The 15,771-nt window shown below is 31.7% G+C and carries 16 protein-coding genes; all 16 read right to left on the bottom strand.

Going from position 1 to position 15,771, the window contains the following annotated elements; translation table 11 throughout:
* Window positions 1-43 precede the first annotated feature (43 nt).
* The 16 genes from J2Z43_RS13640 to J2Z43_RS13715 all read right to left on the bottom strand — a co-directional run bounded on the left by J2Z43_RS13640 (window position 44) and on the right by J2Z43_RS13715 (window position 15,768).
* Window positions 44-961 (bottom strand): Ppx/GppA phosphatase family protein, encoded by a 918-nt coding sequence (locus tag J2Z43_RS13640; protein ID WP_209457665.1) that lies wholly within the window; start codon window positions 959-961, stop codon window positions 44-46.
* 124 nt (window positions 962-1,085) lie between these two features.
* Window positions 1,086-1,370, bottom strand: a complete 285-nt coding sequence (locus J2Z43_RS13645; RefSeq protein ID WP_209457666.1) for an FtsB family cell division protein — start codon at window positions 1,368-1,370, stop codon at window positions 1,086-1,088.
* 60 nt (window positions 1,371-1,430) lie between these two features.
* Window positions 1,431-2,072: a spore cortex biosynthesis protein YabQ gene (gene yabQ, locus J2Z43_RS13650; protein ID WP_209457667.1), complete on the bottom strand. Its 642-nt coding sequence runs from the start codon at window positions 2,070-2,072 to the stop codon at window positions 1,431-1,433.
* Window positions 2,073-2,327, bottom strand: a complete 255-nt coding sequence (locus J2Z43_RS13655; RefSeq protein WP_209457668.1) for a YabP/YqfC family sporulation protein — start codon at window positions 2,325-2,327, stop codon at window positions 2,073-2,075.
* Between the two features lie 62 nt (window positions 2,328-2,389).
* On the bottom strand, window positions 2,390-2,632 hold the full coding sequence (locus tag J2Z43_RS13660) for an RNA-binding S4 domain-containing protein (protein WP_027700944.1): 243 nt from the start codon (window positions 2,630-2,632) through the stop codon (window positions 2,390-2,392).
* 75 nt (window positions 2,633-2,707) lie between these two features.
* Complete coding sequence (locus J2Z43_RS13665; protein WP_024621161.1) at window positions 2,708-2,986, bottom strand: HU family DNA-binding protein; 279 nt, start codon at window positions 2,984-2,986, stop codon at window positions 2,708-2,710.
* 93 nt (window positions 2,987-3,079) lie between these two features.
* Entirely contained in the window at window positions 3,080-4,537 is a 1,458-nt protein-coding gene (gene yabN / locus J2Z43_RS13670; protein ID WP_209457669.1) for a bifunctional methyltransferase/pyrophosphohydrolase YabN, read from the bottom strand.
* 113 nt (window positions 4,538-4,650) lie between these two features.
* Window positions 4,651-6,264: a putative polysaccharide biosynthesis protein gene (locus J2Z43_RS13675; protein WP_209457670.1), complete on the bottom strand. Its 1,614-nt coding sequence runs from the start codon at window positions 6,262-6,264 to the stop codon at window positions 4,651-4,653.
* 117 nt (window positions 6,265-6,381) lie between these two features.
* The gene (locus J2Z43_RS13680) at window positions 6,382-6,921 is read right to left on the bottom strand and encodes a stage V sporulation T C-terminal domain-containing protein (RefSeq protein WP_027700941.1); all 540 of its coding nucleotides are present in this window, start codon (window positions 6,919-6,921) and stop codon (window positions 6,382-6,384) included.
* A 158-nt stretch (window positions 6,922-7,079) separates the two neighbouring features.
* Window positions 7,080-8,072, bottom strand: a complete 993-nt coding sequence (locus J2Z43_RS13685; RefSeq protein WP_209457671.1) for a peptidylprolyl isomerase — start codon at window positions 8,070-8,072, stop codon at window positions 7,080-7,082.
* A 15-nt stretch (window positions 8,073-8,087) separates the two neighbouring features.
* Window positions 8,088-11,486 carry a transcription-repair coupling factor gene (gene mfd, locus J2Z43_RS13690; protein ID WP_209457672.1) on the bottom strand — a complete coding sequence of 1,133 codons (3,399 nt, stop codon included), beginning with the start codon at window positions 11,484-11,486 and terminating at the stop codon, window positions 8,088-8,090.
* A gap of 16 nt (window positions 11,487-11,502) precedes the next feature.
* A complete protein-coding gene (pth, locus tag J2Z43_RS13695) occupies window positions 11,503-12,063 on the bottom strand; it encodes an aminoacyl-tRNA hydrolase (protein WP_209457673.1) in 561 nt (186 codons plus the stop codon).
* An 11-nt stretch (window positions 12,064-12,074) separates the two neighbouring features.
* Window positions 12,075-12,596: a prepilin peptidase gene (locus tag J2Z43_RS13700; RefSeq protein WP_209457674.1), complete on the bottom strand. Its 522-nt coding sequence runs from the start codon at window positions 12,594-12,596 to the stop codon at window positions 12,075-12,077.
* A 248-nt stretch (window positions 12,597-12,844) separates the two neighbouring features.
* Entirely contained in the window at window positions 12,845-13,273 is a 429-nt protein-coding gene (locus J2Z43_RS13705; protein ID WP_209457675.1) for a prepilin peptidase, read from the bottom strand.
* Window positions 13,274-13,308: 35 nt separating this feature from the next.
* A complete protein-coding gene (locus J2Z43_RS13710; protein WP_330617508.1) occupies window positions 13,309-14,388 on the bottom strand; it encodes a type IV pilus twitching motility protein PilT in 1,080 nt (359 codons plus the stop codon).
* 429 nt (window positions 14,389-14,817) lie between these two features.
* Window positions 14,818-15,768 (bottom strand): ribose-phosphate diphosphokinase, encoded by a 951-nt coding sequence (locus J2Z43_RS13715; RefSeq protein WP_209457676.1) that lies wholly within the window; start codon window positions 15,766-15,768, stop codon window positions 14,818-14,820.
* Between the last annotated feature and the right edge of the window lie 3 nt (window positions 15,769-15,771).

A 15,771-nucleotide genomic window follows, 5' to 3' on the forward strand; every position in this document is an offset into this window, starting at 1 on the left:
AAGTTTTTTTGTCAAAATCAGTTCCATAATTCAAAAAAGATTCTTACATTTTTTTTGACTTTTGACATATTAATCCCTCTAAATTATCGTACTCGCTCACTGTTATTTCCTTTATTTCTAGTTTTTCCATTATTATATTTAGTATTCCTACACCAGCTGTAATAATATCTGCTCGTTTTTTCTGCAATCCCTCTAGTTTTTTCTTGTCACTAAATGTTGATTCTTTGAGCATTTGTAGAATTAGCTCAACATCTTTTATGAATATTTTACTATTGTGCACTTTTTCCATAGAGTAAACTTCAAGTTTTTGATTAATCGCAGATAGAGATGTTATTGTACCTCCAATGCCAACTAGCTTCTTAATACCCATACTTTCAATATCATCTACAGTATTAGATATCTCATCTTCCACAAATTTTTCTAGTTTTTCGTATTCAGATGCATCTATAGGATCTTTTTTCAAAAATTTTTCAGTCATTCTGAGTGCACCTACATTTTCACTCTTATTGTATTTAATTCCAAATTTATCTCCTACTGTAAATTCAGTGGAGCCTCCTCCTATATCTACTACTAATACACCTGCTTTATCTTCAAGACCCTCAATAACACCAACTAATCCTAGATTAGCCTCTTCATTTCCACTTAATATTTCTACCTCTATTCCCGTTTCTTGTTTCGCTCTACTTATAAAGTCTTCACTGTTTTTGCTATCTCTAAGAGCAGATGTACCCATACAAAATATTTCTTTACACTCTTCATTCATACAAATCTTTTTAAATTTACCTAGGGCTTCTATGTTTCTTACTATAGCTTCTTCCAATATAAATCCAGTCCTATCTACACCTTCACCAATTCTAGTAGTATCAACGAATTTTTTTCTATTTATTAGATCTCCATCTACAACCTCTGCTACTAACAGTCTCATCGAGTTCGTACCTATATCTATTGCCGCTAATTTCATAAAATCACTCCTTTATTTACTATTTTAATATAAAAATAGCAATGTATCCAAGTTGAAGACAAAAAGCCTACAAATTATAGATACATTGCTATTTTTACATTTTCATATTACAGTTTTCGCTTATTTAGCGATTTATATCTATGTACACCGTTTCATTTGGCTTAACCATATTCAGTCGTTTCCTAGCAGTCTTCTCGAGGTTTTCATTACTGTAAGACTTAGTTGATCTCAAGTTTTTGATCTTTGCATCTTTATTTTCTATCTGATCGTTTAATTTGGCTATTTCAGCTTTGTATTCGTAGTATTTCGTGAACTCGAATCCAAATCCGCTTATCATACCAAAAACAGTCACCACAAGAAATAAACTTATAGCAATAAACTGACCTGAAAATTTTTTTCTTACGTTCATTTACTAATCCATCTCCTCGATATTAATCTTTTACTAATTGTAATTTTCATATTTGATACTTTAAATCTTTTTTGATTTCTTTAATTTCTTTTGTTTATGTTGCTTATCTTTTTTCTTCGCCTTTTTGGATTTATCCATCGTCTTAGATTTTTTCATCTTTTCAGATTTCTTTATCTTTTTGGGTTTATCCAACTTTTCAGATTTTTTAGGTTTTTTATTCTTTACCTTTTTCTGTTTTTTATATTTTTTACCTATTCCCTTTTTAACACCGACGATTATATTCGGTATATAAAATATGATATCAAATAGTAAGTGCAGTGAATAGATTATAACGTAATACAAATTGTTTATAAAAGCGACTAAGCTCAACACCACTTTTTTAAATAAATTTGCTGTAAAGCAGATTATTTTACTAATAAATGACAATATGTATTTACTTATGGTGTTGTAATAAATAAGAAAACCTACTATTAAGGCGACGAAGTGATAATATCTTAAATCAAAAAACTCAGTTAGATTAATAGTCAGAAATATTACTAATGTAGTAAATAGCCAAAACACAATATCAAAGAAAACTGAAAAATAACTCATAAACTTAAAATTGATTTTTAATGCCCTGTAAAAATCAAACAAGACTCCAATTATTATCCCACCGTAAATAGTCGCATAAAATACTCCCACATCTTGTGTAAAAGGTATCATTTACTTAAACACCTTCTTGAAGAAACTTTCCTGAGGTTTTCTAGGTTTTGCATATACGATTGAGTTAATAGTTCCTTCAATACTGATTATATTTTCATCAATGCTAAGTTTACTCATATCCATATTTTCGCCCTCAATAACCATCTCTCCAACTGATGTCTTAACTTCTACCCTTTTATCATTAAAAGAGTAAATATGCTCTACGCCGGAAATAACTAAGCTAGATCTATCTTTCAAAGTTATATTTTGTTCCATAATATCCCTCCAGTACATATTTCATTAATACTACTATTAAATATACTGGAGTGAATTTGATTTTATTCTAAAATTTTGTACATTTCTTTTGCATCATTCTTAAGTACGTGTTCTTTTATCTCAAGAACTTCGAACTTCATTTTTTTCTCTCCAAACTGTATTTCCATAACGTCTCCAATTCCGACAACCGAAGATGATTTTGCAACTTTGCCGTTTAAAGTAACTATGCCTTTTTCACATGCGTCTTTTGCTACAGTTCTTCTTTTGATTATTCTAGATACCTTTAAGTACTTGTCTAATCTCATACAGTATCCTCCTTAAAACTATTTAAAGGAAGTGCGGAGTTCGTCCACACTTCCTTTGAATTAAAATAATATATATTATTTGTTTATTATATCTTTAAGACCTTTTCCTGCTTTGAAAACAGGTGCTTTAGAAGCTGGTATGTCTATTACTTGCTCAGGATCTCTTGGGTTTCTTCCTTGTCTAGCAGCTCTCTCTCTAGTTTCAAAAGTACCAAATCCTACTAATTGAACTTTTTCGTTATTTACAAGAGCATCTTGTACAGAGTTCATAAATGCGTTTAATGCAACCTCTGCCTCTTTCTTAGTTAATCCACTCTTTTCTGCCATTTTTGATACTAATTCAGCTTTATTCACGATATTTACCTCCTAAAAAATTGTTTATGTTTATAATATAGACCTTCATCCGCTATAAAGATAAAAGTTCTAGATTTTTGACAAAATACCTTTTTATTTATCTTCTTTTTGTATTTTTGCCTGATTCCAATAATTATCCATCTCTTCTAATGTCATATCTTCAAGTTTTTTACCTATCTCTACTGACTTCTGTTCAATAAATTGGAATCTATATATAAATTTAGCCGTTGTACTATTCAGAGCCTCCTCTGAATCTATACCTAAAAACCTCGCCAAATTTACAATTGAGAATATCAAATCACCTAACTCTTCCTTTATGTATTTTATATTCTTAACTCTGCATTCGTCAAGTAATTCATGATATTCTTCCTCAATCTTCTTAAATACATCTTCTATATTGTCCCAGTCAAATCCTACAAGTGCCGCTTTTTTTTGAACTTTTGTAGCCTTCATTAGAGCTGGAAGACTCTCGGGTATTCTAACCATACTGTCTGTTATGGCCTCTTCACCTTTTTCTTCCTTTTTCAGCTCTTCCCAAGTCTTTTCTGAGAAATTTCTATTATCACCAGCATTAAACACGTGAGGATGTCTGTTAATCAGTTTTTTGCATATACCACTCACTACTTCTGCTAAGTCAAAATACCCTTCCTCTTTACCTATCTGACAATGAAGGGCAACTTGTAAAAGCACATCCCCTAGTTCTTCAACTATCTCATCGTCATCATTGTTGTCTATGGCATTAATAAGTTCGTAAGATTCTTCTATAAGAAACTTTTTCAAAGATTCATGTGTCTGCTTTTTATCCCATTCACAGCCATTAGGTCCTCTAAGTTTCTTTACTATCATTTCCAAATCATGCACTGTATTATACATTTTATTTGAACTTTTAGGTATATACAAGCTTGTAAGGTAATCAAATAGATTGTCTTTTCTATCTAGTTCGTATAGCTTAACCGCTTTCTTATTCTCCAATCCTTTGATTCCAGCTGCCTTAACTATATATATCTCCTGATCATACTCATAATATTCACTTAATCTCAATTTTACATTAGAAGCCGTAAAATTGTCGTAAATTTGAGTTATTATCATACTTTTATTAGTGTCTATATATACGTCCTCGAGCTCAAAGGCATCGAGAAGCTGAAATCCTTCAGATGGATCTACTGATAAGTAGTTAAATATTGCATCTACAAAGCTCATTGATGGTATTATATCGACTTCTATTTGATTTTCACATGCTATATCTTCAATTATGCCAACTGTCTTCTCTGCAACCCTTGGATGACCCGGTACTGCATAAACTAAATCACCTTTACAAGATTCATCTACTATGAACTCAGATATTTTAGTGTATACATTTTCAAAGCTATCTTCACTTTCATAAAAGTAATCCAGTGAAGTATAATCTATTTCTGAGTTTAACTCATCAACTATAGGGTGTTTTTCAGTTCTAAAAAAAATCCTTGAGTTTGACTTTAAAGCTTTAATAGCTCCTTGACTTATTAGAGATCTATCTCCAGGTCCAAGACCTACAATGCTTATCTTACCCATAATATCACCTCTATCAGCATATTGCAATTGTTTGAATAAAATTGATAGTTAAAATAATACATTTTTTTGTTTTCTTCGATATTATTTCAAAATTTTTCAAAAATATTCCAATTTTATCTTATAAGTTTAATTTTCTTTAATGATCCGTATATCTTATCGCCTTTAGGCATAGTAAGTATCTCTTCTTTTGTAATTGCTCCTATACCAAGAACAACTAAAACATATACAAGCCCACCTATGCAAATAGCTACAACTGTAGTTAAGTTACTTCCCAACATTCCTACTAAGAAACCGTAACTGATCTTTACTACTACGTACATAGTCATAACAGTTATTAAAGGTTTAATAATAAACTCTCTAGTAGATAGCTTTAATCCCATAGATCTCCTAATGTACATTATGTTGATAAATGCAGCCACAAAATATGCTGTAACTGTACCAAGAGCTGAACCTAATATATTTATATCATGAATTCCAGTCAATGTATAGCTTATAATTATTTTAAATACCATACCTGTTACCAGTGCAATAACTGGAACCATCGGTTTTCCCATACCTTGTAGTATACCATTTGTAGTCTGTATAATCCCCAAAAATATAGCACAAGGAGCAAGTGTAAACAGTATAACTCCGATGCTTGCAGGTTCTTTAGGGAAAAGTAGGTGCATTATTGGATTAGCCAATGATGCAAGACCAAATGCACATGGTAAAACTATAAGTAATGTAACCTTTATTGCACTTTTTGTATCTTTTCTAGCTTTAAATTTGTTTCCTACAGCATATGAAGCAGATATAGAAGGAACCAAGCTCATACTAAGCGCTGTAGTAATTACCATAGGTAAATTTACTATAACCATTGCCATCCCTGTAAGTTGACCAAACATAGAGTTTGCCATTTTATATGTAAATCCGGCACTCATCAACCTATCTATTACTATTACGTTATCTATCATATTTACAAGCGGCATAACACAAGCGCCAATTGTTATCGGAATTGTGACTACAAGCAAGTTTTTAAGTATTCTAGAAAAACTCTCTACTTTGAAGTTCGGGCTAGACTCGATTTCTAATCTGCGTTCTTTTCTACCTATTAGATAAACAATTATTAAGAATATAACAGAACCTATAGAACCAAGCGTCGCACCTGATATAGCTCCTGCAGCCCCTAATTTAACACCGTATAAACTGTTTAAAACGTATGCAAGGTAAAGACCTAAGCCAACTCTTATTAACTGCTCTATAATTTGTGAGAAAGCTATCTTTGTCATTTCACTTCTACCTTGGAAATATCCTCTATACGCAGACATAACTGGCACAAAAAGTAGCGCCGGTGCTATAGCCTTCATAGCGTACAATGCGTTTGGATTTTTCATAATCTTTGTAACTATATATTCAGATCCAAAAAATAGGATACAGAAGACAACTACACCAGTTATTAAAAGTATAGTACGAGATACTTTAAATATTCTATATGCACCTTTATTATCATTTACAGCAACTTTCTCAGATACCAACTTAGCTACTGCGGTTGGAAAACCAGCTGTTGCCAGAGTTAAAAAAAGTGTATAAACAGGATATGCAGCCTGATAGTATCCCATACCTTCAGATCCAATCATATTGCCAAGTGGAATTCTAAAAAATGCACCTATTATTTTTATCAGTATACCTGCCGCTCCAAGTATAAGCGCACCCTTTAAAAAAGAGTCCTTATTTTTGTTATTAGCCATAGCGAACCTCCAAATCGTTTATATAACAACAAACATTAATATACCATATTTTTAATATCATATACAATATTTTACACAAAAACTTCAAAAGACCTCCTATATAAGAGGCCTTTATAATTATTGAACTTGTTTCCCTAAAAAGTTTGCAGCGATCTTAAGGCTTTTTTCTTCATTTACAAGCGATGCGTCTTCATCTTTAGATAGCAATACTATAGCACCTATGCAATCACCTGAATCGCTTATAATCGGAACTATATATTGTGCAGAGTACTCTCCAGGGTCATCTCTATGAAGAGAAATCATTTCATTTCCTTCAAGATACTTAGTATTTCTATTAGAGATAAACTCTTCTAAATCACTGCTTATATTTTTTTCTTTGTAATCTTTTTTTGATATTTTAGATACAGCTATTATAGAATCTGAATCTGTTATAACCACGCCGTATCCATATACCTCTCCTAGTGATTCAGCGTAAGTTTGGGCAAACTCGTTTAGTTCTCCCATAGGAGAGTATTTCTTCAATATAACTTCTCCATCCCTCGCTGTAAAAATCTCTAGTGGATCTCCTTCTTTAATTCTTAGAGTTTTTCTTATTTCTTTAGGAACAACTACTCTACCAAGATCATCTATTCGTCTAACTATTCCTGTTGCTTTCATATTGTATAATACCTCCATATAAAACTTTAAGTATATTTTTACCAAGAAAAAGAATTATATGCAAAAAAAGCTACATCAATTTTGATATAGCTTTTTATTTTTGTTTTCACGTATCTACTTTGTGTATATTTGGCTCTCTCGAGTAAATTTTATTTATTCTAGAAAGTAACTTTCTTTATAACTTTTTCGTTTTTTTCAATTTTTGCTGCTTTAGTAAGTTTCTCAATTTCTTGTGAGTACTTCTCTTCAAGTATACTTTGTTTCATTGTATCTTTTGCATCCTCGAAAGAAGTTACATCCTTTTTCTTGTTTGTTACTTTGATTATATGGTAACCATATTGAGTTTCAACTATATCAGAAATCTCTCCTACTTTTAGTGAAAATGCTGATTTTTCAAAAGGCTCAACCATATCACCTTTGCTAAAGAAGCCTAGTGATCCACCGCTTTCAGCTGAACTATCTTGTGAGTACTCTTTTGCCAATTTAGCGAAATCTCCTCCATCTTTAACTTTTTTAAGAACTTCCTCAGCCTTTTTCTTAGCTGCTTCTTTTTTTGCTTTTGTCAATTCTTTGTTTGCATCATCAACTGTCTTTATAAGGATGTGAGATGCTTCAACTTGATCTTTGTTAAACTCTTCTTTGTGAGAGTCGTAGTATTTTTTCAGATCGCTCTCTGTTACTTTAGTATTTTTATAAAACGCTTCTTGATATCTTTGTAAAGCTATACTCTTTTTCTCTTGATCAGACAAGAAAGTGTCATCTATTCCAATTTCATCAAGTTGTTTTTTGTAATCTTTATTCGACTCAATATTTTTCTTTATTTCATCTACACTCTTTTTAACCTCTTTTTCAGTAGGAACTAAATTATCTTTTTTGGCTTGACTGTAGATTACTTCAGTGCCAACAAGCTGTTCAAGAATACTGTCTTTCATTTGATCTCTAAATTTAACACCTTCAGAAACTTCTTGGTCCCATATCTCTTTTCCATATTGAGATTCAGCAGTTATCTTACTAATATTCAACATTTTTTGGTATTCATCTTTTGTTATCTCGGTTTTATCTACTGTCGCAACTACATTTGAACTTCCACTACAAGCAGTTACTGATATCATCATCAATATTGATATGGCTAATGTTATTAATTTCTTCAAATCTAAACACTCCTTCTATTTTTGTTTTTTAACTCCACACATTTTTTCTAATAGTTCTTCTAGCTCATTCACTATATTATAGCCTATTTTTTCCTTTGTTTTGTACTTAGTTATAGGTTCAAGCATAATTTCATCTTTGATGTGTCTTATTTTCTCTATATTCAGCTGTTTACATAAAGTTTTTATATAGGCTATCTTGAGTAAGCAATTTACAGAATTCGGTATATCCGAAAATCTATCTTCCATCTCCTCTTGCACATCAAACATATCTTGCTTTGATTCGATGGCTGCTATTTTTTTATACATCTCTATCTTAGTAAGTTCTCCGTCAATATAAGAATCTGGAATAAAGGCATTCACATTTAACTCTATTTCTACATCGACTTCTTCTTGGATATCCTCACCCTTAACTTTTTTAATAGCGTTATTTAACATCTTAACATAAAGATCATAACCTATTACAGCCATATGTCCATGCTGTTGAGATCCTAATATATTTCCAGCCCCTCTAATCTCAAGGTCTCTCATAGCTATCTTAAATCCTGATCCAAATTCAGTAAATTCTCTTATAGCTTTTAACCTTTTTTCTGCTACTTCACTCAAAGATTTATCTTTTTCGTACATAAGATAAGCATAACCCTGCCTAGTACTTCTTCCTACTCTTCCTCTCAACTGATAAAGTTGAGCAAGCCCCATCTTATCAGCATCGTATATTATCATAGTATTAGCATTTGATATATCCATGCCTGTTTCTATAATAGTAGTACATACTAATACATCAAATTCTTTATCCAAAAATCCTAAAATTATATTTTCTAGAGCTTTTGAAGTCATCTGACCATGAGCAACTGCAACCTTTGCATCTGGAACTAACCTTTTTATCATACTAGCCATCTCTTCTATATGTTCAACCCTGTTGTACACAAAGAACACTTGGCCTCCTCTTCCCAGCTCTCTTTCAATTTCATCCTGAATGATGCTCTCTTTATTCTCAGTTACATACGTTATAACAGGATGTCTCTCTTGAGGTGGCTCTTCAATAACGCTCATATCTCTAATACCACTTAGTGACATATGGAGAGTTCTAGGTATAGGTGTTGCTGATAACGTGATAACATCTACTGTAGATTTAATCTTTTTAAGTGATTCTTTATGTTTAACTCCAAATCTCTGCTCTTCATCTACAACAACTAGACCTAGATTCGGTAAATCTATGTCACTAGAAATAATTCTATGAGTACCTATTAAAATATCTACAAGACCCTTCTTTGCATCTTCAACTATCTGTTTTTGTTCTTTTGGAGTTTTAAATCTACTTAAAACTTCCACTCTAAGTGGATATGAAGAAAATCTCTCTTTAAAAGTATTGTAGTGCTGTTGTGCAAGTATAGTGGTCGGAACTAATACTGCAACTTGCTTTTGATCCATACAGGCTTTAAAAATTGCCCTTATTGCTATCTCTGTTTTTCCGTAACCAACATCACCGCAGATCAGCCTATCCATTACCTTAATAGATTCCATATCTTTTTTAGTATCTTCTATCGCCTTAAGTTGGTCATCTGTCTCTTGATATGGGAATAGTGATTCAAACTCAGATTGCCACGGAGTATCCTTAGAGAAACCATAGCCTTTAATTTTTTCACGTTTAGCATACAGCTCGACAAGTTCTTTAGTCATATCTTCAATTTCTTTTTTAACCTTTGATTTTGCCTTCACCCACTCACTGGCGCCAAGCTTATTAAGCTTAACCTTTTCCACTTCTGCACCGATATACTTTTGAACTTTGTCCATCTGGTCTATCGGAACGTATAAATTATCTCCACCTCTGTATACGATTTTCATATAGTCTTTTTTGATAGCATTGACTACAATTTGCTCTATACCGGCGTATCTTCCTATACCATTGTTTTCGTGAACTACATAATCACCCTTATTTAAATCTAAGAACGATTCTATTGTCTTACCTTTTTTATTCTTCTTCTTACGTTTTGACTCTGATGATCTTCTGTGAACTCCGATCATCTCATTGTCAGTTATAATAGTAAATTTTATAGACTTGTACTGAAAACCACGACTTATATTTCCCTGAGTAATTATTATTTGTGACGATTTTATCTCCACATCTCTATTATTGGATATATTTGCCTCTATTCCTCTTTCAAATAGATTTTCTCTTAATTTTTCTGCTCTATCAAAAGTATTTGTAGCCAAAATTATCTTATGTCCGTTGTACTTTAAATTGTTTAATTCTTCGACTAAAGATTCAATTTTCGCATTAAAAGTAGGTATCTCTCTACACTCAAAATTAATTATCTTTTCTACTGAGAAATGACTTACAGCCTTTGGTAGAAGAGTATTCAATATAAGTTTTTTATTTTTTAATAGGTGCTCAATATCGTGATAACTGTAAAGAAGTTCGGCTTGTTTTTTAATTGCAAGTCCCCGCTCTAGATTCACTTTGTAGTTTTCTTTAAATGTATTATGAAGATTTTCACACTTCTCTTTAAATCTAGTTATATCACTTAGAAATATAACTGCATCGTCGTTTAGATACGAAAACAAACTTTTCTCGCCTGTATCGTATATATAATCAATATAGTTTTCAACACCCTCAAAGTATATTTTATTTGAGATGTTGTCTATATTCATAAACGTATCTTCATCTGTATTGTCTGTAGTATCCTTTTTAAGTCTAGTAACAGCTGTATCGATCTTTTCAGGATATATAAACTCTCTTGAAGGTGTTACACTGAAACTATTTATCTTATCGATTGATTTTTGTGATAGAACGTCAAAAGTTCGTATAGAATCAATTTCGTCATCGAATAATTCCATACGAATTGGGTTTGAATATTCTAAGGAAAATATATCTATTATACCGCCCCTCACGCTAAACTGTCCAAATCCCTCTATTCTAGATACTCTTTCATAACCTAAGTTGACCAATCTATCAGTTAGACCTTCTAAATCTATTGTATCTCCCACTTTATAAGAGAATATATTGTCTATCAACATCTCTTTTGGAGTGTATTTTTTTAAAATTGCTTCAATAGAAGTTACAAGTATTATTTCTTCACCTTTAGCTAACCTAGTCAATACTTTTAATTTTTTTGCTTCTTCTGATCTGTCCTTTGCCTCAAGATAGTAAAAATATATATCTTCAAAGCCCAAAATCTCCACTTTATCTTTAGCATAAAAACATAAGTCCTCATACACTTTTTTTGCTTCCAATTCACTGCTCGCTATAAACAAGGTCTGTTTTGATGTGTCCTTAAATAACGAATACGTAATATGAGGTTTTTGTACTTGCAATAGACCATTTACTAGTAGTGATCCTTGCCCTGCTTTTACATAATTTAGTGCATCTTTATATTCCTCTGAGTTTCGTAAAGGATATACAAAAACATCATTCATGCTACTCTCCCTCTCGCTATATATTGTATTTATTCATCGCTAAATCTATATTTTCTCTAATCATTGAATCAACTGCTTTACAAGCCTTTTCAAGACCGTTTTCAATATCTAGTTGCTCTTCTTTTCTAAATCTAGAAAGCACAAAATTTGCTAAATCTGCTCCTGGCTCTGGCTTTGATACCCCAACTCTAACTCTAGGAAAATCCCCTGATCCCAAGCATTTAATTATCGATTTCATACCGTTGTGGCTTCCTGCACTACCCTTTTTCCTAATTCTAATCTTTCCAACATCTAAGTCTATATCATCGTAAACTACAATTATATCCTCTAACTCAACTTTGTAGTATTGATATATATCTATTAAAGTCTCTCCACTTAAATTCATATAAGTTTGAGGTTTAACAAGCAGGACTTTTTCACTTCCCACTCTACACTCGCCTATTAAAGCCTTGTGCTTCATCTTTGTAACGCTGGCTCCATATTCTTTAGCCAATATATCAATAACATCGAACCCGACATTATGTCTTGTATGTTCATATTGTTTACCTGGATTTCCCAATCCTACTATTACAAACATCTGATACCTCCTTATGTTATTTTGTATAGAAATCTAAAGTACATCTCTAGCAATCTACTTTCTGTCAATATTATAATTACTGCTGAAAGCGATATAAATGGTGTAAATGGTATCACTCTTTTTAGCATATCTCTTTTTATAATAAAAATTACTATGTAGTAGAAAAATGCTGCCAAAAATGACAGTCCTATCAAATAAAGAGCATATCCATTCCCTATCGCAAAGCAACATAAGCCGTAAAGACCAACATCCCCGTAACCAAGAGATTTTGTCGTTACAGCCAATATATATGAAATAGCCACTCCTATTATTAAATCAAATAAATAACTCCATTCTACACAACCAAATTTATAAGAAATTACAAAAATAATTCCTTGAACCATTATACCACTAACTACAGTTAAGTCATATACATTTCTGCTGTAAAAGTCTATAATGGAGATGATTAATATAAACGGAATAAGCAGTATATACCTAATCGTATCGAGAGTTCTTCCATACTTTATATATACTGCAAAATTGAGTGCTAACATACATATATTTACTATCAATGTTCTCTTAAAGTCTTTTTCTATTTCATTGCATAAAAAATAGATTATCTTGTTGGACAGAAACGATAATATTAAACACAGTATAAAAATAGATATTATTTTTATCATAAATAATTTTGTAATAGTAGAATCACTGTTAATCCTTAATTTCTCAATACTTTCATCAAATATCGTACTTAAAATAAAACGGTATTGATCTTGTAATATGCAAACTTTGAAACACTTAAATTCTATTTAATCAGTAATACAAATAACGTAGCCAATGAAATCACAGGCGCGAAAGGTATGAGTTTATTGTACTCCCCAAATTTGAATTTACTGTAAAGTATATACGAAGTTCCTATAAAGCTAGCTAAGTAAATACTCGCAATAAAAATTATAAAAGTAATGTCAAATCCCAAAAATAAACCGATCATTCCAAATAATTTCACATCGCCATAACCAATACATTCTTCTTTAAATATTTTTTTCATTATCAATGCAATTATGTATGTAAATACTACCATTGTTATACATCCCGTAATACTTTTTAAAAATCCAACTCCATTTCCAGTCGTATTAAATGCAAGAGATACAATAGCACCAGAAAGTAAAATTGAATTTGGTATCATTAGCTCAAAAAAGTCAACCGTTGAGATGTATATAAGTAGTAAAATCAAAATAATATAATATATATAAATTTTACCACCCCCATTTACAAAATTTTTTCTACAAACTCTCTATTTACACATCTTAACAGTAAGTTTTCCTCTGATATTTCTCCTTCCAAAAATAATTTTACAAGACTTTGGTCCATAGTATTCATACCATACTTTGATCCCGTCTGAATTAAATTCGATATTTGATGTGTTTTACCCTCTCTTATTAGATTTCTTATAGCCTGAGTCGTAACCATTACTTCCGTGGCCACTACCATAGATTGCGAATAAATTCTTTTGTTACAAGCATTTAGTTTATTTTCTCTTGGGACTAACTGCTGAGATACTATTCCCTTACATACTGATGACAACTGTGCCCTGATTTGATAGTGTTCTGAAGGGCTAAACATGTCTACAATCCTATCTAAAGACTTTGCCGCTCCCATAGTGTGAAGTGTTGAAAATACAAGATGACCTGTCTCGGCTGCCCTAAGTGTTGTAGACATACTTTCCCTGTCACGTATTTCACCTATTAGTATTATGTCTGGACTTTGTCTTAAGGATGATACAAGTCCAGAATTAAAACTTGAAGTATCAGTTCCAATTTCCCTTTGATTTACTATGCTTTTTTTGTGTTTATGTACATATTCAATCGGATCTTCTAAGGTTATGATGTTCTTTTCTTGAATGCTATTTATTAAATCCACTAAACTCGCCAATGTTGTACTCTTTCCACTACCAGTAGAACCCGTTATCAAAATTAGCCCTGAATGTTTTTGAATAAGAGTTTTTAATATTTGCGGTAGAAACAATTCATCTAAAGTAGGTATTTTATTAGGGATTATCCTGAATGAAATAGCTATATTTCCCATCTGTTTGTATGAATTAACCCTGAACCTTTGGTATTCACCTATTTCTATAGTGAAATCCACTTCCCCTATTTTTACCATTTTCTGGTATGTACTCTCCGAAGAAATTTCAATTAGCATTTTTTTGGATAATCCTGCTGTTATTTTTACATCCTCAATATATTCAAATTTCTCTCCTATTCTTACTGTTGGCCTCGCACCTACTGATATGTACAAATCAGATGCGCCAATAGCTATTGATTTTTTTAGCATATAATTTATATCCACTATCTCACCTCACAGAGATTTTTACTATTAAGATTATTGACATGTTGAATCTATAAAAATACTAAAATTTTATATTTATTATTTATTAAATATTAACTCTACCCGCAACCCTTTTAAATTTTTCATCTAAATTTTTTAGAAATTCTATACTCAATATATTATTATTGTTGTTAAATTAGATAACGATTCTATATTAAAAATGATCGATTATAAACTCAGAATTTAGTATCGGAGCAAATATCTATACGAAATCAAATAAGAATTATATTAAACCGTACTTTTCTAAAATACTAAAGTACAGCAGATGAAGTCTATATTAATAAATCTGGTCATCTAACTTCAATTTTTTTAAACATATGTAATTATAAAATAAAAAACCGGCAGTTATAGATAATCCTATAACCGCCGGTTTTTATTTATAAAAATTTATTAAAATAATTTACTTACTGATTCATTTGAGAATATCTTTTGAATAGCATCTCCAAATAGATTAGCAACAGTTTTTATCTTGATCTTTTCGATTCTCTTCTCTTCAGGTAATTGTATAGTATCAAGTACTATAAGCTCTTTTATGTCTGATTCAGAAATTCTGTCTATAGCAGGTCCTGACAATACACCGTGAGTACAACATGCGTAAACGTCTTTAGCTCCAAATTTTTTAAGAGCTTGAGCTGCGTTTACTATAGTCCCAGCTGTATCTATCATATCGTCCATAAGTATTACATTTTTACCTTCAACTTCGCCTATTATGTTCATAACTTCACTTACATTTGCCTTTGGTCTTCTCTTATCTATTATAGCTATTGGAACTTCTCCTTTTAGAGAATTAGCAAACTGTCTAGATCTGGTTACACTTCCTAAGTCCGGTGAAACTACTACTAGATCTTCTATATCCATTTGATTGAAATGATCTGCTAGTATTTTACCACCAAGTAAGTGATCAAGTGGAATATCGAAATATCCTTGAATTTGAGCAGCATGTAAGTCCATAGTAAGAACTCTATCTGCTCCAGCCGCTGTGATTAGGTTAGCAACTAGCTTAGCAGTGATAGGATCTCTTGCCTTAGCTTTTCTGTCTTGTCTTGCATATCCATAGTATGGAATAACTGCTGTAATTCTTCCTGCTGAAGCCCTTTTAAGTGCGTCTATTATAATTAATAACTCCATTAGGTTGTCATTTACTGGGCTATTAGTTGATTGAACTACGAACATGTCGCAACCTCTTACAGTTTCGTTCATGTTTAAACATATTTCACCATCGCTGAACTTTCCAACCTCACAATCTAACAATTCAACATCCATGTACTTAGCTATCTTACCGGCTAATTCCTTAGATGAATTCCCAGCTATGATTTTAATTTCACTTCCACTAGTATTCATGTA

Source organism: Metaclostridioides mangenotii, from assembly GCF_017873185.1.
GTDB classification, from domain to species: domain Bacteria; phylum Bacillota; class Clostridia; order Peptostreptococcales; family Peptostreptococcaceae; genus Metaclostridioides; species Metaclostridioides mangenotii.